Genomic DNA, 25,970 nt, shown 5'->3' with positions numbered 1-25,970 from the left:
ACACCATGTTGCCGACTCCCGAACAGGTCAAGCAATACATCGCCGGCGGTCTCGCCTGCACGCATCTGGAAGTCGAAGGCGACGGCCAGCATTTCTTCGCGACGATCGTGTCGGCGGCCTTCGAAGGCAAGCGGCCGATCCAGCGGCACCAGCTCGTCTATGCGGCGCTCGGCGATCGCATGAAGCAGGAAATTCACGCGCTCAGCATGAAGACGCTGACGCCCGCCGAATGGCAGAACGCATAACCGGAAATCACTGAGTGCAAGTCACCGTCAACGAGCGCGACGCCGTCCAGAGCGTCGCCACGGCACACCCGGCCGCCAACGGGGAATCGCACGGACATGGGATGGACAAGCTCGCGATCGAAGGCGGCCGCCGCCTGTCCGGCGAGATCGTCGTGTCGGGCGCGAAGAACGCCGCGCTGCCGATCCTGTGCGCGGGGCTGCTCACCGCCGATCCGGTCGAGCTCGACAACGTGCCGAACCTCAAGGACGTGCGCACCACGCTGAAGGTGCTGAACCAGATGGGCGTGAAGAGCGAGACCGACGGCTGCCGCGTGCAGCTCGATGCGTCGCGCGTCGACAACCTCGTGGCGCCGTATGAGCTCGTGAAGACGATGCGCGCGTCGATCCTCGTGCTCGGGCCGCTGCTCGCGCGCTTCGGCGAGGCGAAGGTGTCGCTGCCGGGCGGCTGCGCGATCGGCGCGCGTCCGGTCGACCAGCACATCAAGGGCCTGCAGGCGATGGGCGCCGAGATCAGCATCGAGCACGGCTTCATCGAAGCGCGCGCGAAGCGCCTGAAGGGCGCGCGCATCGTGACCGACATGATCACGGTGACGGGGACGGAAAACCTGCTGATGGCCGCGACGCTCGCCGACGGCGAAACGGTGATCGAAAACGCGGCCCGCGAACCGGAAGTGAGCGATCTCGCACACTTGCTGGTCGAGATGGGCGCGAAAATCGACGGCATCGGCACCGATCGCCTCGTGATCCAGGGCGTCGGGCGGCTGCACGGCGCGCGCCATTCGGTGATTCCCGACCGCATCGAGGCCGGCACATTCCTGTGCGCGGTCGCGGCGGCGGGCGGCGACGTGATGCTGACGGGCGTGCGCCCGCACATCCTCGACGCGGTGATCGACAAGCTGCGCGAAGCCGGCGTATCGATCGAGGAAGGCGACAGCTGGCTGCGCGTGAAGATGGACCGCCGGCCGTCGGCGGTGACGATCCGCACGTCGGAATACCCGGCGTTCCCGACCGACATGCAGGCGCAGTTCATGGCCCTCAATACGGTCGCGACGGGCACCGCGCAGGTCGTCGAGACGATCTTCGAGAACCGTTTCATGCACGTGCAGGAGCTGAACCGGCTCGGCGCGAACATCACGATCGACGGCAACACGGCGCTCGTGACGGGCGTCGAGAAACTGTCGGGCGCGAACGTGATGGCGACCGATCTGCGCGCGTCGGCGAGCCTCGTGATCGCCGGGCTGCGTGCCGACGGCGAAACGATCGTCGACCGCATCTATCACCTGGACCGCGGCTACGACCGCATGGAAGCCAAACTGACCGCCGTCGGCGCGAACGTGCGCCGCCTCTCCGGGAGCCAAGCATGAGCGTGCCGCTGACCCTCGCCCTGTCGAAGGGCCGGATTTTCGAGGAAACCCTGCCGCTGCTCGCCGCAGCCGGCGTGCAGGTGGCCGAGGATCCGGAAACGTCGCGCAAGCTGATCCTGCCGACGACCGACCCGAACCTGCGCGTGATCATCGTGCGCGCGAGCGACGTGCCGACCTATGTCGAATACGGCGCGGCCGATTTCGGCGTGGCCGGCAAGGACGTGCTGGTCGAGCACGGCGGCTCGGGCCTGTACCAGCCGATCGATCTGAACATTGCGCGCTGCCGGATGTCGGTGGCGGTGCCGGCCGGCTTCGACTATGCGAACGCGGTGCGCCAGGGCGCGCGCCTGCGGGTCGCGACGAAGTACGTCGAAACGGCACGCGAGCATTTCGCGGCGAAGGGCGTGCACGTCGACCTGATCAAGCTGTACGGCTCGATGGAACTCGCGCCGCTGGTGGGCCTGGCCGACGCGATCGTCGACCTCGTCAGCTCGGGCGGCACGCTGAAGGCGAACAATCTGGTCGAGGTCGAGGAGATCATGGCGATCTCGTCGCGCCTCGTCGTGAACCAGGCTGCGCTGAAGTTGAAGCGCGCGGCGCTCAAGCCGATCCTCGACGCGTTCGAACGCGCGTCGCAGAATGGCGGTTGAGCGCATCACCGTAACGGAACTCCCATGGCCATCACCATCCGCAAACTCGATTCGACGAGCGACGGCTTCGACGCCGCGCTGCGTGCGGTGCTCGCATTCGAAGCGAGCGAAGACGAGGCGATCGAGCAATCGGTCGCGCAGATTCTCGCCGACGTGAAATCGCGCGGCGACGCCGCGGTGCTCGAGTACACGAACCGTTTCGACCGGCTGAACGCGGACAGCGTCGCCGCGCTCGAACTGCCGCAGGATGCGCTGCAGACGGCGCTCGACGGCCTCGCGCCGAAGGCGCGCGCGGCGCTGGAAGCGGCCGCGGCGCGCGTGCGCGCGTACCACGAGAAGCAGAAGATCGAGTGCGGCACGCATAGCTGGCAGTACACGGAAAGCGACGGCACGGTGCTCGGCCAGAAGGTCACGCCGCTCGACCGCGTCGGCCTGTACGTGCCGGGCGGCAAGGCCGCGTATCCGTCGTCGGTGCTGATGAACGCGATTCCCGCGCGCGTCGCGGGCGTCGGCGAGATCGTGATGGTCGTGCCGACGCCGGACGGCGTGAAGAACGACCTCGTGCTCGCCGCGGCGCTGCTCGGCGGCGTCGATCGCGTGTTCACGATCGGCGGCGCGCAGGCGGTCGGCGCGCTCGCGTACGGCACGGCGACGGTGCCGCCCGTCGACAAGATCTGCGGGCCCGGCAATGCATACGTCGCGTCGGCGAAGCGCCGCGTGTTCGGCACGGTCGGCATCGACATGATCGCGGGGCCGTCGGAAATCCTCGTGCTGTGCGACGGCACGACCGATCCGAACTGGGTCGCGATGGACCTGTTTTCGCAGGCCGAGCACGACGAACTCGCGCAGTCGATCCTGCTGTGCCCGGACGCCGCGTTCCTCGAGCGCGTCGAGAAGGCGATCAACGAGCTGCTGCCGTCGATGCCGCGCCAGGACGTGATCCGCGCGTCGCTCGAAGGCCGCGGCGCGCTGATCAAGGTGCGCGACATGGCCGAGGCATGCCGGATCGCGAACGACATCGCGCCCGAGCACCTGGAAATCTCGGCACTGGAGCCGCAGCAATGGGGCCAGCAGATCCGCCACGCGGGCGCGATCTTCCTCGGCCGCTATACGAGCGAGAGCCTCGGCGACTACTGCGCGGGCCCGAACCACGTGCTGCCGACGTCGCGCACCGCGCGCTTCTCGTCGCCGCTCGGCGTGTACGACTTCATCAAGCGCTCGAGCCTGATCGAGGTCAGCGCCGAAGGCGCGCAGACGCTCGGCGAGATCGCGTCCGAACTCGCGTACGGCGAGGGGCTGCAGGCGCACGCGAAGAGCGCCGAGTTCCGGATGAAGGGGTAACCCGCGCGCTCTGCGCGGGGCCGGGGCGGGCGCTGACGCGCCGCCCCCGGTTGAGGAGACGCAGCGCAGGGCGGCAGCCGCCGCCTTGCCGACCATTTGATGCCGGCGCGACGCACGCCGGCTTGAAACCATGACGACGCCACAAGACATCATCCGCCGCGACGTGCTCGCGATGACGAGCTACCCGGTGCCGGACGCGAGCGGATTCGTGAAGCTCGACGCGATGGAGAACCCGTATCCGCTGCCCGAACCGCTCGCGGCGGCGCTCGGCGAGCGTCTCGCGCAGGTCGCGCTGAACCGCTATCCGGCGCCGCGCCCGGCCGCGCTGCTCGACAAGCTGCGCCACGCGATGGGCGTGCCGGCCGCATGCGACGTGCTGCTCGGCAACGGGTCGGACGAAATCATCAGCATGATCTCGGTCGCGTGCGCGCAGCCGGGCGCGAAGGTGCTCGCGCCGGTGCCGGGCTTCGTGATGTATGAACTGTCCGCGAAGCTCGCGCAGCTCGAATTCGTCGGCGTGCCGCTGAAGGCCGACCTGACGCTCGACGTCGACGCGATGCTCGCGGCGATCGCAGAGCACCGCCCGGCGATCGTCTATCTCGCGTACCCGAACAACCCGACCGGCACGCTGTACGACGATGCCGACGTCGAGCGGATCGTCGCGGCCGCGCGGCACAGCCTGATCGTGATCGACGAGGCGTACCAGCCGTTCGCCGAGCGCTCGTGGCTGCCGCGCGCTGCCGAGTTCGACAACGTCGTCGTGATGCGCACGGTGTCGAAGCTCGGCCTCGCGGGCATCCGCCTCGGTTATCTCGTCGGGCGGCACGCGTGGCTGACCGAATTCGACAAGGTGCGTCCGCCTTACAACATCAACGTGCTGACCCAGGCGACCGCCGATTTCCTGCTCGACCACCTCGACGTGCTCGACGCGCAGGCGGCCGAACTGCGCGCGGAGCGCGCGCGCCTCGCGCAGGCCGTGGCCGCGCTGCCGGGCGCGACGGTGTTCCCGAGCGCCGGCAATTTCCTGCTGGTGCGCGTGCCGGACGCGGCCGCCGTGTTCGACGCGCTGCTCACCGAGCGGGTGCTGGTCAAAAACGTGAGTAAAATGCATCCGTTACTGGCCGAATGCGTGCGGCTGACCGTCGGTTCTCCCGACGAAAACGCCCGCCTGCTGGCCGCTTTGAAACTCGCGCTGCCCGGTTGAGCCCAGGGCGCGGCGGCGCGCGACGATCAATCCCCATTTACATCAGACTCAATCAAGGAATTGCCATGCGTGTGGCGGAAGTCGTTCGCAATACCAGCGAAACGCAGATCCGTGTGAAGCTCGATCTCGACGGCACCGGTCGGCAGAAGCTGGCCACCGGCGTGCCGTTTCTCGACCATATGCTCGACCAGATCGCGCGACACGGTCTGGTCGATCTCGAGGTCGAAGCGCATGGCGACACGCATATCGACGACCACCACACGGTCGAGGATGTCGGCATCACGCTCGGGCAGGCCGTCGCGAAGGCGATCGGCGACCGCAAGGGCATTCGCCGCTACGGCCATTCGTATGTGCCGCTCGACGAGGCGCTGTCGCGCGTCGTGATCGACTTCTCGGGCCGGCCGGGCCTCGAATTCCACGTGCCGTTCACGCGTGCGCGGATCGGCACGTTCGACGTCGACCTGTCGATCGAGTTCTTCCGCGGTTTCGTAAACCACGCGGGCGTCACGCTGCACATCGACAACCTGCGCGGGATCAACGCGCACCATCAGCTCGAGACGGTGTTCAAGGCCTTCGGCCGTGCGCTGCGCGCGGCGGTGGAGCTGGACGAGCGTGCGGCGGGGCAGATCCCGTCGACGAAGGGCAGCCTCTGAACTTCCGAACGGACGGACGCTAAGGACAACCTCACGGCTTCGGCGCGCGGCGCCGGCTTGCGATGGATCTGCTCAAATCGTTCATTTCGCTGCTTGCGCTGATCAATCCGATCGGCGCGGTGCCGTTCTTCCTGAGCCTGACGGCGCAGCAGACGGACATCGAGCGGCGCCGCACGATCCGGATCGCGTCGGTGTCGGTGTTCTGCGTGATGACGGTGACGACGCTGCTCGGACAGCAGATCATCGACTTCTTCGGCATTTCGGTCGGCTCGCTCGAAGTGGGCGGCGGGATCATCATGCTGCTGATGGCGATCAACATGCTGAACGCGCAGATCGGCAACACGCGATCGACGCCGGAGGAGCGCCACGAGGCCGAGCTGAAGGACAACATCGCGGTCGTGCCGCTGGCGATTCCGCTGCTCACGGGCCCCGGCTCGATCAGCACGGTGATCATCTATGCGGCGAACTCGCGTCACTGGTATGAGCGGGCCGGGCTGGTCGCGATCGGCGCGGTCCTGGCTTTGCTGTGTTTCGTCGCGATGCGGCTCGCCGAGCCGATCGCGAACTGGATCGGCCGCACGGGCATCAACATCGCCACGCGGCTGATGGGTCTGATGCTGTCGGCGCTGGCGGTGGAATTCATCGTCAATGGACTGAGGGCGCTACTGCCTGCACTGAGATGAAAACTTCGATTGCGATTGTGGATTATGGGATGGGCAACCTGCGCTCGGTCGCGCAGGCGCTCAAGAAGGCCGAACCGGCCGCCGACGTGGCGATCGTCGACACGCCGGCCGCGATTCGCGCGGCCGACCGCGTCGTGCTGCCCGGCCAGGGCGCGATGCCCGACTGCATGCGCTGCCTCGGCGAATCGGGCCTGCAGGAGGCCGTGATCGAGGCGTCGCGCACGAAGCCGCTGCTCGGCGTGTGCGTCGGCGAGCAGATGCTGTTCGACTGGAGCGCGGAAGGCGACACGAACGGCCTCGGCCTGCTGCCGGGCAAGGTCGTGCGTTTCGAGCTCGACGGCCGGTTGCAGGACGACGGCTCGCGCTTCAAGGTGCCGCAGATGGGCTGGAACCGCGTGCGCCAGTCGCAGCCGCACCCGTTGTGGGACGGCGTACCCGACGACGCGTATTTCTACTTCGTGCACAGCTATTACGTGTGCCCGGACAACCCGGCGCATACGGTCGGCGAAACGGCCTACGGCGCGCCGTTTACGTCCGCGGTCGCGCGGGATAACCTCTTCGCGACCCAATTTCACCCAGAGAAAAGCGCGGAGGTCGGGTTGCGTCTGTATCGCAACTTCGTACACTGGAAACCGTGAACGTCGCGTGCGTGCCACAATCGGCGGGCCGGAGAGGCCCGTCTTGCGGGGCTCGCGCGCCAATGCGCCGAAAGAGTTGTACTAAACTAGCGAGACGGCGCGGTACCGGATTGGCCGGTACGCGCCGGATTCTTTTCTTCTTCCACGACGATACCCGATTGCTATGCTGCTGATTCCGGCCATCGATCTCAAAGACGGTCAGTGTGTGCGCCTCAAACAGGGCGATATGGACCAGGCCACGATTTTCTCCGAGGACCCGGCGGCGATGGCCCGCAAGTGGGTCGATCTCGGCGCCCGGCGGCTGCATCTGGTCGACCTGAACGGCGCGTTCGCCGGCAAGCCGAAGAATCTCGAGGCGATCGAAGCGATCCTCGACGAAGTCGGCGATGAAATCCCCGTACAGCTCGGCGGCGGCATCCGCAGCCTCGAGACGATCGAGAAGTATCTCGACGCGGGCCTGTCCTACGTGATCATCGGCACGGCGGCCGTGAAGGATCCGGGCTTCCTGCAGGATGCGTGCACCGCGTTCGCCGGCAACATCATCGTCGGGCTGGACGCGAAGGACGGCAAGGTCGCGACCGACGGCTGGAGCAAGCTGACGGGCCACGAAGTGATCGATCTCGCGCAGAAGTTCGAGGACTACGGCGTCGAATCGATCGTCTACACGGACATCGGCCGCGACGGGATGCTGCAGGGCATCAACATCGAGGCGACCGTGAAGCTCGCGCAGGCGGTCGGCATTCCGGTGATCGCGAGCGGCGGCCTGTCGAACCTCACGGACATCGAGAATCTGTGCGAAGTGGAAGAGCACGGCGTCGAAGGCGTGATCTGCGGCCGTGCGATCTACTCCGGCGATCTCGATTTCGCGGCCGCGCAAAAGCGCGCGGACGAACTGAACGGCGAGCTCGACAACGCGTAAGCGCGGTTGTCCCGTTCGCCGGGGCTGCCCGCAGGGCGGCCCCGACCGGAAGCCTCGCGCGAGGCTTCCGTAACCGGCCGTCCCATCGCGGCATTTGGCGCAACATCATGGCTCTAGCTAAACGCATCATCCCCTGCCTGGACGTGACCGCCGGGCGTGTCGTCAAGGGCGTCAATTTCGTCGAGCTGCGCGACGCGGGCGACCCCGTCGAAATCGCCCGCCGTTACGACGACCAGGGCGCCGACGAACTGACGTTCCTCGACATCACCGCGACGTCCGACCAGCGCGACCTGATCCTGCCGATCATCGAAGCGGTCGCGTCGCAGGTGTTCATTCCGCTGACCGTCGGCGGCGGCGTGCGCGCCGTCGAGGACGTACGGCGCCTGCTGAACGCGGGCGCGGACAAGGTCAGCATGAATTCGTCGGCGGTCGCGAACCCGCAGCTCGTGCGCGACGCGGCCGACAAGTACGGCTCGCAGTGCATCGTCGTCGCGATCGACGCGAAGCGCGTATCGGCCGATGGCGAGACGCCGCGCTGGGAAGTGTTCACGCACGGCGGCCGCAAGGGCACGGGCCTCGACGCGATCGAATGGGCGCGCAAGATGGCCGAGCTCGGCGCGGGCGAGATCCTGCTCACGAGCATGGACCGCGACGGCACGAAGTCGGGTTTCGACCTCGCGCTCACGCGCGGCGTGTCGGACGCGGTGCCGGTGCCGGTGATCGCGTCGGGCGGCGTCGGCTCGCTGCAGGATCTCGCGGACGGCATCAAGGACGGCCGCGCCGACGCGGTGCTGGCCGCGAGCATCTTCCACTACGGCGAGCACACGGTCGGCGAGGCGAAGCGCTTCATGGCCGACCAGGGCATTCCGGTGAGGCTGTGATGAATACGGAAACGAAATCCCTGCCCGCGTGGCTCGACAAGGTCCGCTGGGACGACAACGGCCTCGTGCCGGTGATCGCGCAGGAAGCGTCGACGAACGACGTGCTGATGTTCGCGTGGATGAACCGCGAGGCGCTGGCGAAGACGATCGAGACGCAGCGCGCGGTCTACTATTCGCGCTCGCGCAAGCGCCTGTGGTTCAAGGGCGAGGAGTCGGGCCACGTGCAGCACGTGCACGAGGTGCGGCTCGACTGCGACGAGGACGTCGTGCTGCTGAAGGTCGAGCAGGTGTCGGGCATCGCGTGCCACACCGGCCGGCATTCGTGCTTCTTCCAGAAATTCGAGGGCACCGTCGACGACGGCGACTGGGTCGCGGTCGAACCGGTGCTGAAAGATCCCGAACACATCTACAAATGACGCAATCGACCGAAGACACGCTGCTGCGCCTCGCGGCGGTGATCGATAGCCGCAAGGGCGGCGATCCCGATCAATCGTACGTATCGCGCCTGTTCCACAAGGGCGACGACGCGGTGCTGAAGAAAATCGGCGAAGAGGCGACGGAAGTCGTGCTGGCCGCGAAGGACGTGCGCCAAGGCGGCGCGCCGACCGCGCTCGTCGGCGAGGTGGCCGACCTGTGGTTCCACTGCCTCGTGATGCTGTCGCACTTCGACCTGAGCCCGGCCGACGTGATCGCCGAGCTCGAGCGTCGCGAAGGGTTGTCGGGCATCGAGGAGAAGGCGCTGCGCAAGCGCCGCGAGCGCGAGGAAAACGGCGGGTGACACGCATTGACCCGCCGCGGTGGCGACAGTGCGGTAAGCTGTAAGAATTGTCATCTAACGGGGGTAGCATCATGACCGATACGCCAAGCCAGTTTCCGCCGCCGTCGGTGCCGGGGGCCGCGGACGCCGAACGCCTGAACGGGTTGCGCACGCTGACTCACGTGCTCTATGGCCTCTATGCGTTTCATTGGCTGACGGGCGGCGTCACGGGCATCATCGCGATCATCATCAACTACGTGAAGCGCGGCGATGTGGCCGGCACGCCGTACGCCGATCACTTCGAGTGGCAGATCCGCACGTTCTGGCGCGCGCTGATCGCCTACGTGATCGGGTTCGCGCTGGCGTTCGTGGTGGTCGGATTCGCAGTGATGTTTGTCACATGGATCTGGACGCTGTACCGTATCATCAAGGGTTGGCTGTACCTGAACGACAACAAGACGCTCGATCCGCAGGCGTGGTTCTGACCGGCCGCGGCGGGCGTTTCGCAGGAGCAACATGAGTCACGATCCGAATTGCCTGTTCTGCAAGATCGCGGCAGGCGAGATCCCGAGCACTAAGGTGCATGAGGACGACGAATTCGTCGCGTTCCGCGACATCCGCCCGGCGGCCGAGACGCATGTGCTCGTGATTCCGCGTCGGCACCTGCCGACGCTATCGGCGGTGGGCGACGGCGATGCGCCGATGCTCGGCCGGCTGATGCTGCTCGTCGCGCGCCTCGCCGACCAGCTCGGCGTCGCGTATACAGGAGGCGAAACCGGTTTTCGCACGGTGATCAACACGGGCCCCGGCGGCGGGCAGGAGGTTTACCACCTGCACGCGCATATCCTGGCCGGCCCGCGTCCGTGGCATCGGATGGGTTGACGGCGCGGGGCGTTTTCCCCGCATCGATAGTCGAAGCCGGCGCGTCGCCGGCGATTTGCGCCGCGCAGCGGCGTGGTTGAGGAGAGGTTTCATCATGGGTGGATTGAGCATTTGGCACTGGCTGATCGTGCTGCTGATCGTCGCGCTGGTTTTCGGTACGAAGAAGCTGCGCAACATCGGCAACGATCTCGGCAGCGCGGTGAAGGGCTTCAAGGACGGCATGAAGGAAGGCGAAACGCCGGCCGACGCGCAGCAACTGCCGCGCTCTGGCTCGGTCGACGTCAACGCGAAGGAAACGACGCGTTCCGATTCGAACAAGGCGTAACGCCGGCACGCTGACAGGCATTCTCGATGCTGGATCTCGGTCTTTCGAAGATGGCGCTGATCGGCGTCGTCGCGCTCGTGGTGCTCGGCCCCGAGCGCCTGCCGCGCGTCGCGCGTACGGCAGGCGCGTTGTTCGGCCGCGCGCAGCGGTACATCAACGACGTGAAGGCCGAGGTCTCGCGCGAAATCGAACTCGACGCGCTGCGGACGATGAAGACCGATTTCGAGTCGGCCGCGCGCAATGTCGAGACGACGATTCACGACAACCTGCGCGAGCACGAGAAGGAACTGAACGACACGTGGCATTCCGCGGTCGGCGGTCTTAACGAGGCTTCCGGCGATGCCGGGTCGTACGGTTCCGACACGCCGGCGGCGCCGTCGTGGCGCGGCAGTACGGCCGCGCTCGCGCCGAAGCGCCGCAACTGGCGTGTCAAGCAGGCGGCGACGCCTGTCTGGTACAAGCGCGCGATTACCCGCCGCACGCACGTGCAGTCGGGCGCCGCGCGTGTCGCGCGCCACCAGCCGGCCAGCCTGCGCCGGCCGACGCGGTTCTTCTGAGTCGAGCGCATGCTCGCTCGTCAATCCTACCGAGGGCCGGTGTGAGCGACCCCCAGCAGAACCCGGGCGACGCCCCGGAAGAAACCTTCATTTCCCATCTCGTCGAGCTTCGCGATCGCATCATTCGCGCGGGGCTGGCCGTGATCGTCGTGTTCCTCGGGCTCGTCTACTGGGCGCCCGACATCTTCAAGCTGCTCGCGCGGCCGTTGATGCAGAACCTGCCGAAGGACGGCAAGATGATCGTCACGGACGTCACGGGCTCGTTCTTCGTGCCGATGAAGGTCACGATGCTCGTCGCGCTCGTGATCGCGCTGCCGGTCGTGCTGTACCAGATCTGGGCATTCGTCGCGCCGGGGCTGTACCAGCACGAGAAGAAGCTCGTCGTGCCGCTCGTCGGCAGCAGCTACTTCCTGTTCCTGTGCGGGATGGCGTTCGCGTACTTCTTCGTGTTCCCGACGATCTTCCGCGTGATGGCGCATTACAACGCGCCGCTCGGCGCCGAGATGACGACCGACATCGACAACTACCTGAGCTTCGTGCTCGGGATGTTCGTCGCGTTCGGGGTCACGTTCGAGGTGCCGATCGTCGTCGTGCTGCTCGTCCGGATGGGCGTGCTGACGGTGAAGAAGCTGAAGGAGATCCGGCCGTACGTGATCGTCGGCGCGTTCGTCGTCGCCGCGGTCGTCACGCCGCCGGACGTGTTCTCGCAGCTGATGCTCGCGCTGCCGCTGATCGTGCTGTACGAGGCGGGGATCCTGGCCGCGCGGTTCTTCGTACCGAAGAAGCCGGCCGAAGAGGGTGAGGCGGAGAACGGCGAAGCCGCGAGTTGACGACGGTACGCCGGGCGGGGCGCGGCGGGTGGCCTTCTTTCGGCCATGCCTGTGCGGCCCGGTGGCGTTTGCGGCCGCAAGGCGGGCGTTGAGGCCACGTCCTCGGCAACAAGGTCTTCGATGCAAAGCAAAAGGGCAGCCGCCGGCTGCCCTTTTTCATTTTCGCCCGCGGCCGGCACGCGTCGGCGCGCCGCCCGCCGAACGTCACTCGGTGTCGCTGTCCTGTTCGTCGAGCGTCTGCTTCGGCGGCGGCGGGCGCTTGCCGATCACGACGCTCATGTCGAACTCCTTGCCCTTGCGCACGACGTGCACCTTGGTCGGCGTGCCCGGCTTGATCTGCGCGACGACGTTCAGCAGCTTCGTCGTATCGGTGATTTCCTCGCCGTTGACCGTGACCAGGATGTCGCCCGGCTTGATGCCGGCCTTGTCGGCCGGGCCGCCCTGCAGCACGCCCGCAACGATCGCGCCCGATTTCTGCTGGAGCCCGAACGACTCGGCGATCTCCGGCGTGACGTCCTGCGGCTCGACACCGATCCAGCCGCGCGTGACCGAACCCGTCGTGATGATGCTTTCGAGCACGGTGCGCGCGGTCGATACCGGAATCGCGAAGCCGATGCCGAGCGAGCCGCCCGAGCGCGAGTAGATCGCCGTGTTGATGCCGAGCAGGTTGCCGTTCACGTCGACCAGCGCGCCGCCCGAGTTGCCGGGGTTGATCGGTGCGTCGGTCTGGATGAAGTTCTCGAACGTGTTGATGCCGAGGTGGTTGCGGCCGAGCGCGCTGATGATCCCCATCGTAACCGTCTGGCCGACCCCGAACGGGTTGCCGATCGCGAGCACGACGTCGCCGACCCGCGACTGGTCGGAGCGGCCGAGCGTGATCGTCGGCAGGTTCGTCATGTTGATCTTCAGCACGGCGAGGTCGGTCTCGGGATCGCTGCCGATCACCTTCGCGGTGGCCGTACGCCCGTCGGCGAGCGCGACCTCGATCTGGTCGGCACCGTCGACGACGTGCTGGTTCGTTAGAATGTAACCTTCAGGGCTCACGATAACGCCCGAGCCAAGGTTGGCTGCCGGTTCGTCCTGCTGCTTGCGGGCGTTGCGGTCGCCGAAGAAGTAGCGGAACAGCGGATCTTTCGCGCGCGGGTCGGGCGGCAGCGAGCCGTCCTTGCTGGAGAATACGTTGACGACGGCCGGCATCGCCTTCTGCGCGGCTTCCGCGTACGACGTGGTCGCCGGCGCGCCGCCGATGCCCGGCGCGACTTCCCGCAGCGCAACGATCGGCGTCGCGAGCTGCTTGCCGAGCTGTCCTTGCCGTTGCAGCCATTGCGGCTTGAGCGTCACGACGATGAACATCAGCGCGAGCAGCACGGTAACCGCCTGCGCGAAGAACAGCCAGAAGCGTCTAAGCATCTGAATGGATTAGAGGTTTATATGGATCGGATCGAACTTGAATTGTACTTGAACAATACCCTTGAAACCGCGCGCTTCAAGGACTATTGCCCGAACGGCCTCCAGGTCGAGGGGCGCCGCAAGATCGAGAAGATCGCCACCGGCGTGACGGCGTCGCTCGCGTTCCTCGAAGCCGCGCTCGAATGGGGGGCGGATGCCGTGCTCGTTCATCACGGCTATTTCTGGCGCAACGAGGCGCCGCAGATCACGGGCCGCAAGTATCAGCGCCTGAAGCTGCTGCTCGCGAACGACCTGAACCTGTTCGCGTTCCACCTGCCGCTCGACGCGCACCCCCGGTTCGGCAACAACGCGCAGCTCGGCGAAAAGCTTGGGCTGATCGGCGAGCAGCGTTTCGGCGACGGCGACCTCGGCTGGATGGCGACGCTGCCGATGCCCGTCACGCTCGAGCACTTCGTCGCGAAGGTCGAGCGCACGCTCGGCCGCACGCCGCTCGTGCTTGGCGATCCGGACCTGCAGCTGCGCCGCATCGCGTGGTGCACAGGCGCCGCACAGAGCTATTTCGACGCGGCGATCGACGCCGGCGCGGACGTATACCTGACGGGCGAGGTGTCCGAATACGTGACGCACACAGCCGCCGAAAGCGGTGTCGCGTTCGTTGCGGCAGGACACCATGCGACCGAACGCTACGGAATCCAGGCGCTTGGCGCCCACTTGTCGGAAGAATTCGATCTCGAACACCTTTTTATCGATATTCATAATCCGGTCTGAACGACGGATTTGCGGCAGCGCATCGAAATTCCGCAATGTAGCAAACGCTTAAAACAGAAATGATTTAATCGCTCCGATAGTGGGGGATAACCCTTAACTATCAATCACTTCGAAGGGATTTTCATCTCCGGGCCTTGTAAATGACGACTCCATTCGAGCAAACTAGCGGCGGAATGGAAAGTCGTGACGGAAAATCCAACTCAGAAGTGGGGCGTGTGATGCGAGACAAGGAAGAGAAACGCGTCGACAGCGGCCGCCGTACCTGGCTGATTGCGACATCCGTAGCAGGTGGCGTAGGAGGCGTAGCCACCGTCATACCTTTCGCGGCGTCGCTTGCGCCGTCCGCGAAAGCGAAAGCGGCCGGTGCACCGGTCGAGGTCGACATCAGCAGCCTGAAGCCCGGCGAGATGGTCACTGTGCCGTGGCGCGGCAAGCCCGTCTGGATCCTGAATCGCACCGATTCGATGCTGGCCGACGTAGTCAAGGCCGACAAGGAAGTGGCCGATCCGACCACGAAGTCCCCGTATTCGATGCCGTTGCCCGCGTATTGCGCGAACGAGTATCGCGCGCGGACCGATCGCAAGAACATTCTCGTCGTGATGGCCGTATGTACGCACCTCGGCTGCACGCCTAGCCAACGCTTCACGCCGGGTCCGCAGCCGAACCTGCCGGACGACTGGCCGGGTGGTTTCCTGTGCCCGTGCCACGGTTCGACCTACGACCTCGCCGGCCGTGTGTTCAAGAACAAGCCGGCGCCTCAGAATCTCGACATCCCGCCCTACATGTTCACGTCGGCGACGACCCTCGTGATCGGCAAGGACGAGAAAGGAGAAGCGTGATGGCCGCCGACAACAAGGAAGTCTCCACGACAGGTCTCACCGGCTGGATCGACCAGCGCTTCCCGCTCACGTCCACGTGGAAGAAGCACGTTTCCGAGTACTACGCGCCGAAGAACTTCAACTTCTGGTACTTCTTCGGCTCCCTCGCGCTGCTCGTGCTCGTCAACCAGATCGTCACGGGCATCTTCCTGACGATGAACTACAAGCCCGACTCGACGCTCGCGTTCACGTCGGTCGAGTACATCATGCGCGAGGTGCCGTGGGGCTGGCTGATCCGCTACATGCACTCGACCGGGGCATCGATGTTCTTCGTGGTCGTCTACCTGCACATGTTCCGCGGGCTGCTGTACGGGTCGTATCGCAAGCCGCGCGAACTCGTGTGGATCTTCGGCTGCGCGATCTTCCTGTGCCTGATGGCCGAGGCGTTCTTCGGCTATCTGCTGCCGTGGGGCCAGATGTCGTTCTGGGGTGCGCAGGTGATCGTGAACCTGTTCTCGGCGATCCCGTTCGTCGGCCCGGACCTGTCGCTGTGGATTCGCGGCGACTACGTCGTGTCCGACGTCACGCTGAACCGCTTCTTCGCGTTCCACGTGATCGCGATTCCGCTGGTGCTGGTCGGCCTCGTGATTGCGCACCTCGTCGCGCTGCACGAAGTGGGGTCGAATAACCCGGACGGCATCGAGATCAAGGCGAAGAAGGACGAGAACGGCATTCCGCTCGACGGCATCCCATTCCATCCGTACTACTCGGCGCACGATTTCCTCGGCGTGTGCGTGTTCCTGATGGTATTTGCGCTGATCGTGTTCTTCTCGCCGGAGATGGGCGGCTACTTCCTCGAGGCGAACAACTTCGTTCCGGCGAATCCGCTGCAGACGCCGCCCGAGATCGCGCCGGTCTGGTACTTCACCGCGTTCTACGCGATGCTGCGCGCGACCACCGACCCGTTCAAGATCGTGCTGATGATCGTGATCGCGGTGCTCGGCGTGCTTGCGCTGATCCGCGCACGCGGCAAGTGGAAGGCCGGGCTGCCCGTGCTGGCCGCGGCGATCGTCGTGTTCATGTACCTGACGGAGTCGAAGTTCTGGGGCGTCGTCGTGATGGGCTCGGCGGTGATCACGCTGTTCTTCCTGCCGTGGCTCGACCGCAGCCCGGTGAAGTCGATCCGCTACCGGCCGCTGTTTCACAAGGTGTTCCTCGGGATCTTCGTCGCGGCGTTCCTGACCCTCGCGTTCCTCGGCACGCGGCCGCCATCGCCGGCTGCGACGCTGATCGCGCAGGCCTGCGCGCTGATCTACTTCGCGTTCTTCCTCGGCATGCCCGTCTGGACGCCGCTTGGCACGTTCAAGCAGCCGCCGGAGCGGGTGCGCTTCAAGCCCCATTAACGTGAGCGAGGAGAGAACGACATGAAGAAACTGCTTTCGACACTCGCGCTGATCGGGGCGACCGCGTGTGCGCTGCTGGTGGCGCCGGCCGTGCGGGCGGAAGGTAATTTTCCGCTCGACCGGGCGCCCGATAACACGGAAAATCTCGTTTCGCTTCAGCACGGCGCGCAATTGTTTGTAAACTATTGCCTGAACTGCCACAGCGCGAACCTGATGCGCTACAACCGTCTGACGGATCTGGGCATATCCCAGAAGGAGATCGAAACGAATCTCCTGTTCACGACCGACAAGGTCGGAAACACGATGTCCGTCGCGATGCGGCCCGAAGACGCGAAGAATTGGCTCGGCACCTCGCCGCCCGACCTGTCGGTCGAGGAGCGCGCGCGCGGCCGCGATTGGCTGTACACGTATCTGCGGAGTTTCTACCGCGACGATACGCGGCCGTCCGGCTGGAACAACGCGGTGTTCGAGAACGTCGGCATGCCCCATGTGTTGTGGCAACTGCAGGGGCAGCGCATCGCCAAATTCGAAGACAAGACGGACGAGGAGACGGGCGAGAAGGTCCACACGCTCGTCGGCTTCCAGCAGGTCACGCCGGGGACGTTGTCGTCACCGGACTATGATGCTGCGGTTGCCGACCTGGTGGCCTATATGACATGGATGTCCGAGCCGGCCCAGCATACCCGCAAGCGCCTCGGCGTGTGGGTGCTGGTCTTTCTCGGTGTCCTGACTTTCCTGGCCTGGCGGCTCAATGCCGCGTACTGGAAAGACATCAAGTAAACACGCCTGACCGGCGTGGGGCCGGCGCAACGCGGAACCCGTGAAAGGGGTTTCGCCGCGTGCCGGCCCTCGGCTTTTTTGAGGAAACGCAAATATGATGGTTCTGTATTCCGGCACAACTTGCCCGTTCTCCCAGCGTTGCCGGCTGGTGCTGTTCGAGAAGGGCATGGACTTCGAAATCCGTGACGTCGACCTGTTCAACAAGCCGGAAGACATTTCGGTGATGAACCCGTATGGTCAGGTGCCGATCCTGGTCGAGCGTGACCTGATCCTGTACGAATCGAACATCATCAACGAGTACATCGACGAGCGCTTCCCGCATCCGCAACTGATGCCGGCCGACCCCGTGCAGCGCGCACGCGCGCGCCTGTTCCTGCTCAACTTCGAGAAGGAACTGTTCGTTCACGTCAGCACGCTCGAGAACGAGAAGGGCAAGGCAGCGGAGAAGAATCACGAGAAGGCACGCCTCGCGATCCGCGATCGCCTGACGCAACTTGCGCCGATCTTCGTGAAGAACAAGTACATGCTCGGCGAGGAGTTCTCGATGCTCGACGTCGCGATCGCACCGCTGCTGTGGCGCCTGGATCACTACGGCATCGAGCTGTCGAAGAACGCTGCGCCGCTGATGAAGTACGCCGAACGGATCTTCAGCCGTCCGGCCTATATCGAAGCACTGACGCCGTCCGAAAAGGTCATGCGTCGTTGATGATGCAATGAAGGCAAGACGGAGAGGGCGGCGCGGCGTGCCGCGCGCCCGCTCCGGGTTCGAGGATTGTGATGCAAGAGATTTCAACGAAGCCTTATCTGCTGCGCGCGTTGTACGAGTGGTGCACCGATAACGGTTACACGCCGCATATCGCGGTGAGGGTCGACAACTCGACGCGCGTGCCGCGTCAGTTCGTGCGTGACGGCGAGATCGTGCTCAACATCAGCTTCGAGGCGACGAGCCAGTTGCAGATGGGCAACGAGTGGATCGAGTTCACTGCCCGGTTCTCCGGGAAGGCGCACAAGATCGAGATTCCGGTTGCCAACGTGCTCGCGATCTATGCGCGCGAGAACGGGCAGGGGATGGCGTTCCAGGTCGATGCGGTCGCGGGCGAAGGTGAGGATTCGGGCACGTTCGACGATGAAGCCGCGCAGGCGGATGATGTGCAGCGCGACGAATCGCCTGCCGCACTGACGCCGGTCGCGGAGCGAGGCGCGAACGAGGAACCCTCCGAAGGTGCCGACGAACCGCCGAAAACCGACGGCGACGGCTCGAAAGGCGGCTCCAGACCTCGCCTCAAGATCGTGAAATGAGGTAGAATCTCGCGCTTACGCCGGCTTAGCTCATCTGGTAGAGCAGTTGATTTGTAATCATCAGGTGGCGGGTTCGAGTCCTGCAGCCGGCACCAAACACTAGTTTCAAGTAGTACCCGGAAGTCCCAAAACCCGCGTCCAGCCTAGCGCTGACGCGGGTTTTTTGTTTCAGGACGTCCCGTGAAAGGCCGGGGCATCCCCGAAATTTGGGGGTAAGATTTGGGGTATGACTTTGGCAATTTGGGGGTATGCCGTACCCCCGGCGCACAATGAAAACCAAACCTCTTACCGACGCCAAGTGCCGCAACGCGAAGTTTGATGCGGCCGGGGGAAACAAACTCTTCGACGGTGGCGGCCTGTTTCTTGATCTGCGTTCCAGCGGTTCGAAGAAGTGGCGGCTCAAATATCGGTTCAATAGCAAAGAAAATCTGCTGACGTTCGGTGACTATCCAGCGACGTCGCTCGCTGATGCTCGTTCGAGGCGTGACGAAGCAAAGCGGCTGTTAGCGGAAGGGAAGAACCCTGCGTTCGAGCGTGACGTCGAGAAACAGACTCGCACCATTGCCGCACAGAACACCTTCGAGGCCGTCGCGCTGGAGTGGTACGAGGCGCAGCAAGCGACATGGAGTGCTTCGCACGCGAGCCGAGTCAAGAAGCAGCTCGATCGCGAGGTGTTTCCCCTGATCGGCCAACGTCCGATTTCTTCGATCGGCGCACCGGATCTGCTCGCGGTCATTCGACGAATTGAAGGCCGAGAGGCGTTCGAGACGGCGCGGAAGACGTTGCAGACATGCGGCCAAGTGTTTCGCTATGCCGTCGCGACGAGCCGTGCCGAGCGAGATCCGTCGCCGGATCTGCGAGGCGCATTGAAGGCGGTGCCCGTCAAGCACATGGCGCGAGTCGGCGAAAACGAACTGCCGGAGTTGCTTCGCTCGATCGCTTCCTATGAGGGCGAGCCCGAGACCCGGCTCGCTCTGCGATTCCTGGCATTGACATTCGTTCGCACCATTGAGCTGCGGCAGGCCGAGTGGACCGAGATCGACTTGGAGCGCCGAGAGTGGCGCATTCCGGCCGAGAAGATGAAGATGCGCCGCGTGCATATCGTGCCGCTCGCCGAGCAGTCGATCGCGCTGCTTTCCGAGCTGCGCGCGCTAACGGGCCACCGTCGCTGGCTGTTCCCGAACAGCCGTAGACCGTTGCAGCAGATGAGCGAGAACACGATTCTGTACGCTCTGTACCGTATGGGCTATCGCAGTCGCATGACCGGGCATGGGTTCCGGGGGCTCGCGTCAACGATCTTGAACGAGAAGGGATTCAATTCCGACTGGATCGAGCGCCAGCTCGCGCACTCAGAGCAGGATGGTGTGCGGGCGGCATACAACCATGCCGAGTATCTGTCCGAGCGCCATCGCATGATGCAGTGGTGGGCGGACTATCTCGACAAACAAGGCGGGGCGCAGATCATCCCGATCGCGGCGGCAAGATAGACCGCTGCGCGTATGAGTCAGTGTCGGGTCCGAGATCGCTTGGCCGCCACTTCATCAAGGGCAGTGATCGACCTGAAGCAGCCACTCAACTTCCCGTTGTACTCGCCCGCTAACGGTCACTCGCAAAACGCAAAAAGGGCGGACCGCTGCCGCTGCTTTCTAGGCTCCGCCGAAGCCTTTACCAGACGATGGGGGCTGCATCGCGAGCTACGGAACGAGGGTGTTCGCTGCGTTCTCCAGGGTCGTCAAAGTGTGGCGCATCACGGTCGTTCCGGACCACTGAGTCGAGTAAATGAACCGTCCCGGCGTCACGCCTCTGCACTGTGGGCCCGTGAGGTTGAACGGTGCCGCTCGAATCATGGCCGAGAAGTCGGCCCAAGCTTTGTCGGACTTGTGCGCGATGGCGTTTCGGATCTTCTTTAGTTTAGTCAGGTTCTGCACTGTGGCTGGCGGTAGAGCGAACCGATGCCCGGTTCCGAGGTGAGCATTCGCACGATCGACGAACGTCTGGAAGCTCGACCACTCAACGAACTTCGCGGGATGGTCTGGATGGTTCAAGATCCGCTCGGCCAATCGATAGGGGGCGTTCTTTGTTCGGAACGTCTTCACTTCCGAGCAAAGAGCTCCGACAGTACTCGTCGCTAGGTCCGTCGTGATGAGGTCCTTACAGAACGCCTCCCAGTAGGTCAACGCGCTGATGAATAGCCCCTCGGACAACTTGTGCACGTCAGGGAACGTGAATAGGTGCCCCCTTCCGACCTCCCTGCACACTTTGTCGTAAGCGACGCGAATGTGAGCCAACGAGTCCAGGTATTCGTCGCGAATGGCAACGGGTGTTCGCATACAGTGGTGCTCCTCATTGATCTTCTTGGACAGCCTGCGGGCAACTGTTGAACAAGGCTAACACGGGCCCGTGTGGGTGACCCGAAAGCGGCCATTCATCTATAGCCGTTCATGGCCGAACCGAGTCAGACGATCTGACGCTAGCTGTTTAGTCTAGCCCAGCTTCATATGACCCCCTTGCCGCGCATTTCCCACCGATTTTTCAGAAATGCCGCGGCACTGCCGGCTCCCTGCATTTCGGTATGAATATGACCCCCCATGGCGTGTCGGGGGTAGAGAAAAGACGCGGGTGTGAGCCCCCGCGTCTTTGCCCTAGACGCAGGGTCCCCCGCTTTCCGGCCGCCTCGACACTTGCGGCCGGCGCAACAATGCCCGATCGGGGCGCATCGCGGACACCCCCCCTCCAAAACAGGTTGTCGACGCCCGTCAAATCCCGGAGAACCGCGCCCCGTCAGGCTTCGCGGTCAACGCGGACGGTCGACGTCTGTCCGCTCAGTGCAAAACGAGTTGGAGATTTGGAGATAAACGCCTGAATCGGCCGAAAAGCCTTGTGGGGTAAGGCATCGCGTGTCTCCAAACGATTTGGAGAACGCTGGAGATACTGGAGATAAACCAGTCCGGATTGTTACGGTAGCGGCAAGATTCGCGGCAGCCGCCCGCCCGGTTCCGTCTGGCGCGTATCGCTCAAAGTAACTTTGACGCACGGACCCAAAATGCCGCGCAAAGGAATGCCCGCCACCGCCCTCCCGGACGGCGGCGGCGTCTTTCACAGTTCGAGCGTGAAGATGGACGGCAACACGCGATAGACCATGAACTTGCCGTGACCGGGGATGTACTCCTGCCGGTACGGATAGCCGTCGCTACGTGGCATCAGCACGCCGCGCTTCATCAGTGCCTTGGCGACGATCTTGTGATCGAAGCCGGCGCACACGTCCTTGCGGAACACGGCCGCTTCGATCAGGTATTCCGTCTCGACGCTTTCCGCATCGTCGGCGCTCATCTTGCCGCCGAACTCGGCGTAATACTCGCGATCGGAGGCGATGGGCGTGCGCCGCTCGTCGCGCTTCACGTGCTGCTTGAAACCCGCTCGATGCGGCACGTTCGGCCGATGGTCGTCCTGCGCCCGGTTCATCCATACAAACCGGTTGTCGCCGTGCGCGGCAAGGAAATGCTGTACCTGCCGCACGGCTTCCGCCTCGTCCGAGTTGCCGGTGCCGCCGCGCAGTTCGAGCCAGCCTTCGAAGCAGCGACGCGCAGCCTCGACCGCTTCGCCCTGCGGCCAGCCGGTCAGCCCGTGCGCCGTCGCCAGCTCGCCGGCAACCGCAACGAGGCAGAACCGCTTAGCGACGCGAGCGACCTGCGAATGCGAGCCGTCCGGCACCCATTGCCCGACCAGCTCGTCGACGCGCATGCGCAGATGCTCGGCCAGCTCGCCGGCCTGCGACGACGCCCACTCGATGAACGCGGGGCCGGCCGTGCCGTAGTGCATGCCGGCGTGCCGCTCAAGATGCTCGATCAGCGCGGCCGGCGTCGGGAAACCGTGCAGCTTCTCCACGACGCCCATTTCGCCGACCTCGGCCGGGATCGCGGGCAAGCGCACCTCGATACCGCCTTTCATTGGCTTGTTGCCTTCGGCCATCAGCGCGGACACGCTCTTTTCGCCGTTCGACAGGAACAGCAACCGCCACGTGAGAACCGGCTTTGCCGAACCGCTGCGCGACGCGCGGGCCTTGCCCGACTCGTTCGCGAGCATGTAAATCACATCGCCGACCAAACGCGGCTCGACCTGCCCGATTTCGTCGAGGATCAGCAGCGCGTCGCTATGCTGCGTGGCGACCGCTTCGAGCGCGTTGTCGGTCGCCTTCCAGCTCCGCACGTAGTCCGGCGAGCCGAACACGGACGCGGCGATGACGCCGCCCGTCGACTTGCCCTTGGACGTCGTGCCGAGCAAGTGGAAGCCGCCCGACTGAAGCCCGGAGAAGTGCAGCAACGGACCAGCGAAGGCGGTAGCGACGCAGAACAGCAGCCGGCTATTGCCGACGCAGTAGGCCGCGACCTCTCGTTGCCAATCGTCCAGCGTGCCGCGCTCCTTGAACTGGCTCTGGATCGGCGTATCGGCCTGATAGATCAACGCCTCTTTGCCGGTGCCGATGACGCGATCGGGCAGCACGAACGCGCCGTGATGCCAGCCGACGCGCGGCACGCAGCGCACGCGCTCGTCCGGCTGCGCCATCTGCACATAGTTCGCGATCTGCGTGCGGGCGATCTGCGTCACGCCGAGCTTCACGCCCATATCGAGCAGCATGCGGCGCAGCTCCGTACCATCGCCGGCAAAGAGGCCGGCCGGCACCGCCCACCGTTTCAGGATGCCGTCGCGGTCCGTGAATTCGAGCAGGTAGCCCCACTCGCTGTTCATCTCGTTTCGCGTCTCCGCAATCACGTCGATACGTGTGCTGACCCAATGCGGCGGAAGCGGATCGCCTTGATTGTTGAAGCCGTGAAACCACACGCCCTTGTCGTCGACGACGAACCGTGACTTGCCGTCCTGCGCGCGGGCCGTTTTGGGGCGCTTGGCGGGTTTCGCAGCGGCTGGAGCGACTTTGCCCTTGCCGACGTCAGCCGAGCCGGCCGGCGCGAGCGCAGCGCGCACGGCAGCGGCCACCGCATCCGGGCCGACGTGCGCAGCCAGGTCGTTGAAGTCGGTACCGGCCGCCGGGCGGTTCGGACCGAAGTCGGGCATGGCGACGATGCCGGCGACGGCCTCGGCAGCCGCGCGGGCCTTCGTCACGCCCGGATTGCCCTTCGTCGTGTGGTCATCGTCGGCGCATACGACGATGCGGGCGTCCGGATACTGGCCGCGCAGGGCAATCGCAACCGCGTGCAGGTTGCCTGCGTCGAACGCAACGGCGGCCGGATAGCCGGTCGCGGCCGCAAGCGTCGCGCACGTGGCGTAACCCTCACCAATCAGCAGCGTGGACGGCGCAGAAGATAGCGGGCCGCCGATCAGCGAGAAGCAGCCCGCCTTGCGGCCATTCGGCAGATAGCGTTTCTGGCCGTCCGTCAGGACGAACTCCAGCGTCCACAGCTTGCCGTCCGCGTCACGCGCCGGGATGACGAGTGCGCCGTCGCATGCGGCCGTGCCGATGCACAAGCCGCCGCGATAGACGCGTAGCGCGTCGACCGGGATGCGCTTGCGAACGAGATACGGGTGATCGGCCGGCGCAGGCTCGGCCGCCGACCAGATCGATTCAGCCAGCGCCGACGCGGCTTGCTGTTTCTCGGTCAGTTCGGCCAGCTCGGCCGCTTCACGGGCCGCGCGCTCGGCTTTCTGCCGCTCGCGCTCCGCCGGATCGACAGGCTTCGCTCGGTGCGCACGCGGATCGAAGCCGCCTTGTTTGGCAAGGTGGAACAGCGTGTTGATGGTGATCTTGCCGCCCTTGAACGACTTCCACACATCGCGCGAGTCCTTGCCGTTGTAGTTCTGCGCGCCTTGGCTCCATTCGTTCCAGAGGGCGAAGCCCTCCTCGTCAAACTCGGCCTTGAGCGCCATCCCCACCTGACTCCACGTGTCGCGGTCGTCGGGCGGAATATAGCCGAGCGCGACTCTCGCCCGCTCGAATTCGGACATGGGTGCGTTACTCATAGGTTCCCACTGGACGCGCGTCGGTCGGCTTCCGATTAGTAATCCATATCGGGCAAGCAGCTACCCGACGCGCGAAGAATTGAATGATGCGACGATGCCTAGCGGCGGGGCTTCAGCCGGCCGCGCGAGACACCGACAGAACCGCACCGCCGGCCGTGACGTCGTTGCTGTACACGTAGCGGCCGAGCCGCGACTCGCCAAGGGCATCGTTGGCAGCCTCCAGCGCCGCGCCGATCGACGGCAGGGACGCGCGGAACAGGCTCAGCACAAGCCAGAAGTCGTCATCGGACATGGCCTTGTCGGCCGCCCAATGCAGGCTGTCCAGCAGCTCCATCGCATCACTGATCCGCGTGCCGATGCGGTTGCGGTCGGGACGGTTCACTTCGGCCACGAAGTGCGACGCGAGCGGTTGCACGGCGTTCTTGTTCGTCTTCGCCATGGCTGCCCCCTCAGTGCGTCGTGCGCGGTTCGCGCGTGACGAGGCCGAGCGCCGCGAACAGGTGCTGTTGCACGCGCCCCATCAGGCCGGCCGCGAACGCTTGCCGGCTGATCGTCACGCGGTGCGCGTCGACGTCGCCCGCGTCCTGCATGGCGGCTTCCATGCCGCGCGCGAACGCAGCGGCTTGATGCGCCGCATAGTCGTGCAGCCGCACATCGCCTTTCAGGTCGAGCCACGCGTCGGCGCAGATAGCGCCAAGGTCGACGGCGAATTGCAGCTCGATCGGAGCGCCGGTATCGAGTGGCGGTACGTTATCGAAGCCATTGATAACCGCGGTTCGAATGCGCTGGTCAGTCATGGCACACCTCCGGCTGCGCAGTACGGCGCATTTCGGCCGAATACCGGCTCGCGACGCTTTGCCCCATGTCGACGAGCGCGCGCTCGTAAGTGCCCTCCGCAAGATGCGAACGGACAGCATCGAACAGGGCTTCGAGCTGGGCGAACTGATGGGCCGCACACATGGCGATCATCGTGACTTCGTTCGGCAGGCGGTATTTAGACATGGCGCACCTCCAGAATCGACGCGAGGAGTTGCCCGACGTCGATCGTGCAATCCAGCTCCGCTTCGCCGCGAATCGGCGTGAGGTTCCAGTCCTGGACGGCTGCATGCGTGAACTCGCCGAATCGCCGGTCGTAGACGCTGCGCCCCGTGACGGGGCCGCCCAAGATCCGCACGCGCCAATCGTGATCGGGCGTCGGGCGAGCCGATGCCACCTCGACCAGCATGCCGATGCGCGCGCGAGCATCGCATTTCGTGACGATCGCCAGATCGCCAATCTTGCAGCGCAGGTCAGCCATGACGCACCTCCGCACGGACGAGCGAGGCAATTGCGGCCAGTGCCGCACCGGTTGCGTCGAGTGCGTCTTGATACGTGCTGGCGGTTGCTGCGTCGCGCAGCGCTGCGCGGACGATGGATTGAATGAGGTGGGATTGCTGCCCGGTATGGGCGTGCATGGACTGGCGCATTGGGTGCGACCTCCTTTGGGTTTGGCTACAACCCGCTCCCCGGTTCCAATCGGGGTGGGCGGGCACATGACGGGGTTGGAACACCGGACCAAAGGAAACCGGCACGGCCGAAGCCGTCCCCGCC

At 64.9% G+C, this 25,970-nt stretch carries 32 protein-coding genes and 1 tRNA gene; 25 read left to right on the top strand and 8 right to left on the bottom strand.

The window, feature by feature from the left end; genetic code table 11:
• Positions 1 to 5 precede the first annotated feature (5 nt).
• The 17 genes from ACNQQL_RS12250 to tatC all read left to right on the top strand — a co-directional run bounded on the left by ACNQQL_RS12250 (position 6) and on the right by tatC (position 11,929).
• Positions 6 to 245 carry a BolA family protein gene (locus ACNQQL_RS12250; protein ID WP_006477131.1) on the top strand — a complete coding sequence of 80 codons (240 nt, stop codon included), beginning with the start codon at positions 6 to 8 and terminating at the stop codon, positions 243 to 245.
• A gap of 14 nt (positions 246 to 259) precedes the next feature.
• Positions 260 to 1,609 carry a UDP-N-acetylglucosamine 1-carboxyvinyltransferase gene (gene murA, locus ACNQQL_RS12245; protein WP_347064276.1) on the top strand — a complete coding sequence of 450 codons (1,350 nt, stop codon included), beginning with the start codon at positions 260 to 262 and terminating at the stop codon, positions 1,607 to 1,609.
• A complete protein-coding gene (gene hisG / locus ACNQQL_RS12240) occupies positions 1,606 to 2,259 on the top strand; it encodes an ATP phosphoribosyltransferase (protein ID WP_034183648.1) in 654 nt (217 codons plus the stop codon). The genes murA and hisG overlap by 4 nt, the downstream gene beginning before the upstream one ends.
• A 24-nt stretch (positions 2,260 to 2,283) precedes the next feature.
• Positions 2,284 to 3,600 carry a histidinol dehydrogenase gene (hisD, locus tag ACNQQL_RS12235; RefSeq protein WP_072443884.1) on the top strand — a complete coding sequence of 439 codons (1,317 nt, stop codon included), beginning with the start codon at positions 2,284 to 2,286 and terminating at the stop codon, positions 3,598 to 3,600.
• Between the two features lie 130 nt (positions 3,601 to 3,730).
• The gene (gene hisC, locus ACNQQL_RS12230) at positions 3,731 to 4,804 is read left to right on the top strand and encodes a histidinol-phosphate transaminase (protein WP_072443886.1); all 1,074 of its coding nucleotides are present in this window, start codon (positions 3,731 to 3,733) and stop codon (positions 4,802 to 4,804) included.
• A gap of 65 nt (positions 4,805 to 4,869) precedes the next feature.
• Positions 4,870 to 5,457 carry an imidazoleglycerol-phosphate dehydratase HisB gene (gene hisB, locus ACNQQL_RS12225; protein ID WP_011546606.1) on the top strand — a complete coding sequence of 196 codons (588 nt, stop codon included), beginning with the start codon at positions 4,870 to 4,872 and terminating at the stop codon, positions 5,455 to 5,457.
• A gap of 62 nt (positions 5,458 to 5,519) precedes the next feature.
• Positions 5,520 to 6,140, top strand: coding sequence for a MarC family protein (locus tag ACNQQL_RS12220; protein WP_072443888.1), 621 nt, complete (start codon positions 5,520 to 5,522; stop codon positions 6,138 to 6,140).
• Positions 6,137 to 6,778 (top strand): imidazole glycerol phosphate synthase subunit HisH, encoded by a 642-nt coding sequence (gene hisH / locus ACNQQL_RS12215; RefSeq protein WP_347064275.1) that lies wholly within the window; start codon positions 6,137 to 6,139, stop codon positions 6,776 to 6,778. The genes ACNQQL_RS12220 and hisH overlap by 4 nt, the downstream gene beginning before the upstream one ends.
• Positions 6,779 to 6,941: 163 nt before the next feature.
• On the top strand, positions 6,942 to 7,697 hold the full coding sequence (gene hisA / locus ACNQQL_RS12210; protein ID WP_034183653.1) for a 1-(5-phosphoribosyl)-5-[(5-phosphoribosylamino)methylideneamino]imidazole-4-carboxamide isomerase: 756 nt from the start codon (positions 6,942 to 6,944) through the stop codon (positions 7,695 to 7,697).
• Between the two features lie 107 nt (positions 7,698 to 7,804).
• Positions 7,805 to 8,578: an imidazole glycerol phosphate synthase subunit HisF gene (gene hisF / locus ACNQQL_RS12205; RefSeq protein ID WP_034183654.1), complete on the top strand. Its 774-nt coding sequence runs from the start codon at positions 7,805 to 7,807 to the stop codon at positions 8,576 to 8,578.
• Entirely contained in the window at positions 8,578 to 8,994 is a 417-nt protein-coding gene (hisI, locus tag ACNQQL_RS12200) for a phosphoribosyl-AMP cyclohydrolase (RefSeq protein WP_047899626.1), read from the top strand. The genes hisF and hisI overlap by 1 nt, the downstream gene beginning before the upstream one ends.
• Positions 8,991 to 9,356: a phosphoribosyl-ATP diphosphatase gene (locus tag ACNQQL_RS12195; protein ID WP_006485344.1), complete on the top strand. Its 366-nt coding sequence runs from the start codon at positions 8,991 to 8,993 to the stop codon at positions 9,354 to 9,356. Before hisI ends, ACNQQL_RS12195 begins: the two co-directional genes overlap by 4 nt.
• Positions 9,357 to 9,427: 71 nt before the next feature.
• On the top strand, positions 9,428 to 9,820 hold the full coding sequence (locus tag ACNQQL_RS12190; protein ID WP_034183656.1) for a DUF4870 family protein: 393 nt from the start codon (positions 9,428 to 9,430) through the stop codon (positions 9,818 to 9,820).
• A gap of 31 nt (positions 9,821 to 9,851) precedes the next feature.
• Positions 9,852 to 10,217, top strand: a complete 366-nt coding sequence (locus ACNQQL_RS12185) for a histidine triad nucleotide-binding protein (protein WP_072443899.1) — start codon at positions 9,852 to 9,854, stop codon at positions 10,215 to 10,217.
• Between the two features lie 94 nt (positions 10,218 to 10,311).
• The gene (gene tatA / locus ACNQQL_RS12180; protein ID WP_034183658.1) at positions 10,312 to 10,542 is read left to right on the top strand and encodes a Sec-independent protein translocase subunit TatA; all 231 of its coding nucleotides are present in this window, start codon (positions 10,312 to 10,314) and stop codon (positions 10,540 to 10,542) included.
• 26 nt (positions 10,543 to 10,568) lie between these two features.
• Entirely contained in the window at positions 10,569 to 11,099 is a 531-nt protein-coding gene (gene tatB, locus ACNQQL_RS12175) for a Sec-independent protein translocase protein TatB (protein WP_072443901.1), read from the top strand.
• A gap of 41 nt (positions 11,100 to 11,140) precedes the next feature.
• Positions 11,141 to 11,929 (top strand): twin-arginine translocase subunit TatC, encoded by a 789-nt coding sequence (gene tatC, locus ACNQQL_RS12170; protein ID WP_072443903.1) that lies wholly within the window; start codon positions 11,141 to 11,143, stop codon positions 11,927 to 11,929.
• A gap of 204 nt (positions 11,930 to 12,133) precedes the next feature.
• Here tatC and ACNQQL_RS12165 read toward each other — a convergent pair whose 3' ends face one another.
• A complete protein-coding gene (locus tag ACNQQL_RS12165) occupies positions 12,134 to 13,339 on the bottom strand; it encodes a Do family serine endopeptidase (RefSeq protein ID WP_152859185.1) in 1,206 nt (401 codons plus the stop codon).
• Between the two features lie 21 nt (positions 13,340 to 13,360).
• Here ACNQQL_RS12165 and ACNQQL_RS12160 point away from each other — a divergent pair, with 21 nt between their 5' ends.
• The 8 genes from ACNQQL_RS12160 (at position 13,361) to ACNQQL_RS12125 (ending at position 19,894) form a co-directional block, all read left to right on the top strand.
• Positions 13,361 to 14,107, top strand: a complete 747-nt coding sequence (locus ACNQQL_RS12160; protein WP_174417389.1) for a Nif3-like dinuclear metal center hexameric protein — start codon at positions 13,361 to 13,363, stop codon at positions 14,105 to 14,107.
• A 218-nt stretch (positions 14,108 to 14,325) separates the two neighbouring features.
• Complete coding sequence (gene petA, locus ACNQQL_RS12155; RefSeq protein WP_034183663.1) at positions 14,326 to 14,946, top strand: ubiquinol-cytochrome c reductase iron-sulfur subunit; 621 nt, start codon at positions 14,326 to 14,328, stop codon at positions 14,944 to 14,946.
• Positions 14,946 to 16,328, top strand: a complete 1,383-nt coding sequence (locus ACNQQL_RS12150; RefSeq protein WP_347064274.1) for a cytochrome bc complex cytochrome b subunit — start codon at positions 14,946 to 14,948, stop codon at positions 16,326 to 16,328. Before petA ends, ACNQQL_RS12150 begins: the two co-directional genes overlap by 1 nt.
• Before the next feature lie 21 nt (positions 16,329 to 16,349).
• Positions 16,350 to 17,108: a cytochrome c1 gene (locus ACNQQL_RS12145; protein WP_072443911.1), complete on the top strand. Its 759-nt coding sequence runs from the start codon at positions 16,350 to 16,352 to the stop codon at positions 17,106 to 17,108.
• A gap of 94 nt (positions 17,109 to 17,202) precedes the next feature.
• A complete protein-coding gene (locus ACNQQL_RS12140) occupies positions 17,203 to 17,814 on the top strand; it encodes a glutathione S-transferase N-terminal domain-containing protein (RefSeq protein ID WP_006400565.1) in 612 nt (203 codons plus the stop codon).
• Positions 17,815 to 17,885: 71 nt separating this feature from the next.
• Positions 17,886 to 18,407, top strand: a complete 522-nt coding sequence (locus tag ACNQQL_RS12135; RefSeq protein WP_204425565.1) for a ClpXP protease specificity-enhancing factor — start codon at positions 17,886 to 17,888, stop codon at positions 18,405 to 18,407.
• A gap of 19 nt (positions 18,408 to 18,426) precedes the next feature.
• A tRNA-Thr gene (locus ACNQQL_RS12130) sits at positions 18,427 to 18,502 on the top strand.
• A 174-nt stretch (positions 18,503 to 18,676) separates the two neighbouring features.
• Positions 18,677 to 19,894, top strand: coding sequence for a tyrosine-type recombinase/integrase (locus ACNQQL_RS12125; protein ID WP_347064273.1), 1,218 nt, complete (start codon positions 18,677 to 18,679; stop codon positions 19,892 to 19,894).
• A 207-nt stretch (positions 19,895 to 20,101) separates the two neighbouring features.
• On the opposite strand, the gene ACNQQL_RS12120 is transcribed toward ACNQQL_RS12125, so the two are convergent.
• The 7 genes from ACNQQL_RS12120 to ACNQQL_RS12090 all read right to left on the bottom strand — a co-directional run bounded on the left by ACNQQL_RS12120 (position 20,102) and on the right by ACNQQL_RS12090 (position 25,846).
• On the bottom strand, positions 20,102 to 20,737 hold the full coding sequence (locus ACNQQL_RS12120; RefSeq protein WP_347064272.1) for a hypothetical protein: 636 nt from the start codon (positions 20,735 to 20,737) through the stop codon (positions 20,102 to 20,104).
• Positions 20,738 to 21,503: 766 nt separating this feature from the next.
• Positions 21,504 to 24,365, bottom strand: coding sequence for a DUF927 domain-containing protein (locus ACNQQL_RS12115; RefSeq protein ID WP_347064271.1), 2,862 nt, complete (start codon positions 24,363 to 24,365; stop codon positions 21,504 to 21,506).
• A gap of 127 nt (positions 24,366 to 24,492) precedes the next feature.
• Positions 24,493 to 24,819: a hypothetical protein gene (locus tag ACNQQL_RS12110; RefSeq protein WP_347064270.1), complete on the bottom strand. Its 327-nt coding sequence runs from the start codon at positions 24,817 to 24,819 to the stop codon at positions 24,493 to 24,495.
• A 10-nt stretch (positions 24,820 to 24,829) separates the two neighbouring features.
• Positions 24,830 to 25,177, bottom strand: a complete 348-nt coding sequence (locus tag ACNQQL_RS12105; protein WP_347064269.1) for a hypothetical protein — start codon at positions 25,175 to 25,177, stop codon at positions 24,830 to 24,832.
• The gene (locus ACNQQL_RS12100; RefSeq protein WP_006765346.1) at positions 25,170 to 25,382 is read right to left on the bottom strand and encodes a hypothetical protein; all 213 of its coding nucleotides are present in this window, start codon (positions 25,380 to 25,382) and stop codon (positions 25,170 to 25,172) included. The genes ACNQQL_RS12105 and ACNQQL_RS12100 overlap by 8 nt, the downstream gene beginning before the upstream one ends.
• Complete coding sequence (locus ACNQQL_RS12095) at positions 25,375 to 25,677, bottom strand: hypothetical protein (protein ID WP_347064268.1); 303 nt, start codon at positions 25,675 to 25,677, stop codon at positions 25,375 to 25,377. The genes ACNQQL_RS12100 and ACNQQL_RS12095 overlap by 8 nt, the downstream gene beginning before the upstream one ends.
• Entirely contained in the window at positions 25,670 to 25,846 is a 177-nt protein-coding gene (locus tag ACNQQL_RS12090) for a hypothetical protein (protein ID WP_347064267.1), read from the bottom strand. Before ACNQQL_RS12090 ends, ACNQQL_RS12095 begins: the two co-directional genes overlap by 8 nt.
• Positions 25,847 to 25,970: the final 124 nt, after the last annotated feature.

Origin of the sequence: Burkholderia sp. LFS061 (assembly GCF_047978125.1) — a bacterium.
GTDB lineage: Bacteria > Pseudomonadota > Gammaproteobacteria > Burkholderiales > Burkholderiaceae > Burkholderia > Burkholderia pyrrocinia_C.
The sequence above is the reverse complement of the archived record's forward strand: the minus strand, read 5'-3'. Positions and strand labels throughout refer to the sequence as shown.

What these genes read in the sequence shown, in the direction of transcription:
- ACNQQL_RS12125 (WP_347064273.1), top strand. Translation starts at nt 18,677, where the DNA reads ATGAAAACCAAACCTCTTACCGACGCCAAGTGCCGCAACGCGAAGTTT.
- ACNQQL_RS12105 (WP_347064269.1), bottom strand. Translation starts at nt 25,177, where the DNA reads ATGACTGACCAGCGCATTCGAACCGCGGTTATCAATGGCTTCGATAAC.
- ACNQQL_RS12100 (WP_006765346.1), bottom strand. Translation starts at nt 25,382, where the DNA reads ATGTCTAAATACCGCCTGCCGAACGAAGTCACGATGATCGCCATGTGT.
- tatB (WP_072443901.1), top strand. Translation starts at nt 10,569, where the DNA reads ATGCTGGATCTCGGTCTTTCGAAGATGGCGCTGATCGGCGTCGTCGCG.
- ACNQQL_RS12115 (WP_347064271.1), bottom strand. Translation starts at nt 24,365, where the DNA reads ATGTCCGAATTCGAGCGGGCGAGAGTCGCGCTCGGCTATATTCCGCCC.
- ACNQQL_RS12090 (WP_347064267.1), bottom strand. Translation starts at nt 25,846, where the DNA reads ATGCGCCAGTCCATGCACGCCCATACCGGGCAGCAATCCCACCTCATT.
- ACNQQL_RS12250 (WP_006477131.1), top strand. Translation starts at nt 6, where the DNA reads ATGTTGCCGACTCCCGAACAGGTCAAGCAATACATCGCCGGCGGTCTC.
- ACNQQL_RS12150 (WP_347064274.1), top strand. Translation starts at nt 14,946, where the DNA reads ATGGCCGCCGACAACAAGGAAGTCTCCACGACAGGTCTCACCGGCTGG.
- ACNQQL_RS12145 (WP_072443911.1), top strand. Translation starts at nt 16,350, where the DNA reads ATGAAGAAACTGCTTTCGACACTCGCGCTGATCGGGGCGACCGCGTGT.
- ACNQQL_RS12135 (WP_204425565.1), top strand. Translation starts at nt 17,886, where the DNA reads ATGCAAGAGATTTCAACGAAGCCTTATCTGCTGCGCGCGTTGTACGAG.
- ACNQQL_RS12220 (WP_072443888.1), top strand. Translation starts at nt 5,520, where the DNA reads ATGGATCTGCTCAAATCGTTCATTTCGCTGCTTGCGCTGATCAATCCG.
- ACNQQL_RS12185 (WP_072443899.1), top strand. Translation starts at nt 9,852, where the DNA reads ATGAGTCACGATCCGAATTGCCTGTTCTGCAAGATCGCGGCAGGCGAG.
- ACNQQL_RS12165 (WP_152859185.1), bottom strand. Translation starts at nt 13,339, where the DNA reads ATGCTTAGACGCTTCTGGCTGTTCTTCGCGCAGGCGGTTACCGTGCTG.
- hisH (WP_347064275.1), top strand. Translation starts at nt 6,137, where the DNA reads ATGAAAACTTCGATTGCGATTGTGGATTATGGGATGGGCAACCTGCGC.
- ACNQQL_RS12095 (WP_347064268.1), bottom strand. Translation starts at nt 25,677, where the DNA reads ATGGCTGACCTGCGCTGCAAGATTGGCGATCTGGCGATCGTCACGAAA.
- hisA (WP_034183653.1), top strand. Translation starts at nt 6,942, where the DNA reads ATGCTGCTGATTCCGGCCATCGATCTCAAAGACGGTCAGTGTGTGCGC.
- ACNQQL_RS12140 (WP_006400565.1), top strand. Translation starts at nt 17,203, where the DNA reads ATGATGGTTCTGTATTCCGGCACAACTTGCCCGTTCTCCCAGCGTTGC.
- hisF (WP_034183654.1), top strand. Translation starts at nt 7,805, where the DNA reads ATGGCTCTAGCTAAACGCATCATCCCCTGCCTGGACGTGACCGCCGGG.
- ACNQQL_RS12195 (WP_006485344.1), top strand. Translation starts at nt 8,991, where the DNA reads ATGACGCAATCGACCGAAGACACGCTGCTGCGCCTCGCGGCGGTGATC.
- hisD (WP_072443884.1), top strand. Translation starts at nt 2,284, where the DNA reads ATGGCCATCACCATCCGCAAACTCGATTCGACGAGCGACGGCTTCGAC.
- ACNQQL_RS12190 (WP_034183656.1), top strand. Translation starts at nt 9,428, where the DNA reads ATGACCGATACGCCAAGCCAGTTTCCGCCGCCGTCGGTGCCGGGGGCC.
- hisB (WP_011546606.1), top strand. Translation starts at nt 4,870, where the DNA reads ATGCGTGTGGCGGAAGTCGTTCGCAATACCAGCGAAACGCAGATCCGT.
- ACNQQL_RS12110 (WP_347064270.1), bottom strand. Translation starts at nt 24,819, where the DNA reads ATGGCGAAGACGAACAAGAACGCCGTGCAACCGCTCGCGTCGCACTTC.
- hisI (WP_047899626.1), top strand. Translation starts at nt 8,578, where the DNA reads ATGAATACGGAAACGAAATCCCTGCCCGCGTGGCTCGACAAGGTCCGC.
- tatA (WP_034183658.1), top strand. Translation starts at nt 10,312, where the DNA reads ATGGGTGGATTGAGCATTTGGCACTGGCTGATCGTGCTGCTGATCGTC.
- hisC (WP_072443886.1), top strand. Translation starts at nt 3,731, where the DNA reads ATGACGACGCCACAAGACATCATCCGCCGCGACGTGCTCGCGATGACG.
- ACNQQL_RS12160 (WP_174417389.1), top strand. Translation starts at nt 13,361, where the DNA reads ATGGATCGGATCGAACTTGAATTGTACTTGAACAATACCCTTGAAACC.
- ACNQQL_RS12120 (WP_347064272.1), bottom strand. Translation starts at nt 20,737, where the DNA reads ATGCGAACACCCGTTGCCATTCGCGACGAATACCTGGACTCGTTGGCT.
- hisG (WP_034183648.1), top strand. Translation starts at nt 1,606, where the DNA reads ATGAGCGTGCCGCTGACCCTCGCCCTGTCGAAGGGCCGGATTTTCGAG.
- petA (WP_034183663.1), top strand. Translation starts at nt 14,326, where the DNA reads ATGCGAGACAAGGAAGAGAAACGCGTCGACAGCGGCCGCCGTACCTGG.